The 1,082-nt window shown below is 70.4% G+C and carries 2 protein-coding genes; one reads left to right on the forward strand and one right to left on the reverse strand.

Annotated elements, in window-relative coordinates; genetic code table 11:
* Positions 1-270: 270 nt before the first annotated feature.
* Complete coding sequence (locus ACFWVD_RS28850; RefSeq protein WP_379248084.1) at positions 271-774, reverse strand: GNAT family N-acetyltransferase; 504 nt, start codon at positions 772-774, stop codon at positions 271-273.
* A 65-nt stretch (positions 775-839) separates the two neighbouring features.
* Here ACFWVD_RS28850 and ACFWVD_RS28855 point away from each other — a divergent pair.
* The coding region (locus ACFWVD_RS28855; RefSeq protein ID WP_379248086.1) for a hypothetical protein at positions 840-1,082 on the forward strand (243 nt) is incomplete at its 3' end.

Raw genomic sequence — 1,082 nt, forward strand, 5'->3', positions numbered from 1 at the left:
GTTTTCCACTTCTCCGTTGTGGAACGCCTGGGGCCGGTACTCGTAATGCGCGGCGACGAAGGCCAAGGTGGCGGCGAACTCGTGCTCACCCGACGCAAGGCTTGCCCGCAGCGAGTCCAGTTCAGTCATGTCGGTTCCCCTGGGTTGGACGGACGATCCGAATGCCGTCCGTGACCGGGGGACAGTACCCCCTTGAGGCCGACCGGCAGGAATCGGGCCACATGTCGGAACGAGCGGCGTCAGCGCAGGTCACGCCGTGCGTCCGGGCGGTCAGGGCAGGTTCGGGGCCAGGGGGAGCTTGGCGACGCGCTGGTCGCCGGCGAGTTCGCCGGTCGGCCGGAAGCCGAGGCCGAGGTAGAAGGGCTCGGGGCTGTTCACGCCGGTGCTCCAGCTGACGTACGCGTGGCCGACGCCGCGGGCGCGGAGCTCCTCCGTCACGGCCTGCACGGCGAAGCGGCCGTACCCCTTGCCCTGCCGGCCGGCGTCGATGTTGAGGCGCCACAGCCCGCTGCGCCGGTCGTCGGGGTCCACCGCCGGGTCCCACACGAAGTCGTGGAAGGCCATCACGAAGCCGACGACCTCGTCGCCGTCGACGATGGCACGCGGCCAGGCGGTCGCCGTGTGCACGTACGCCTCGGCGAGCGACTTCACCACGGGGGAGACCAAGTGCGCCTGGTCGGCGCGCACCTGTATCGCGCAGACCGCGTCGAAGTTGTCGGCGGTGACGGGTTCCAGGCGCAGCGTGCCCGGCGCGGGGATGTTCAGGACTGACATGCCCTCAGCGTATCCCCGGCCAAAACCGGGTGCGGCCACTCGCCCCGTCCTGGGATCATCCCGGAATGGTCCACCGACTCGAACCCCTGGTCATCCGGCACACCCACCGCATCCCCTGCCCGACAGGACCCGTCGGGGAAGGCGCGGTCGTGGCACAGCAGTTCGACGCCGCGCTGATGTCGGTGGGCTTCAAACTCTCCGCCGAGCTGCTCGCGCACCTGTCCGGGCTCGCCGAGGGCGCGGTCATCGAGACCGCCGTACGGACGCTCGGCACCGTACGGGAGATGGTCGGCGACCACGTCCGGCAC

Origin of the sequence: Nocardia sp. NPDC058666, from assembly GCF_042714895.1 — a bacterium.
Lineage (GTDB): Bacteria > Actinomycetota > Actinomycetes > Mycobacteriales > Mycobacteriaceae > Nocardia.

What these genes read in the sequence shown, in the direction of transcription:
- ACFWVD_RS28850 (WP_379248084.1), bottom strand. Translation starts at nt 774, where the DNA reads ATGTCAGTCCTGAACATCCCCGCGCCGGGCACGCTGCGCCTGGAACCC.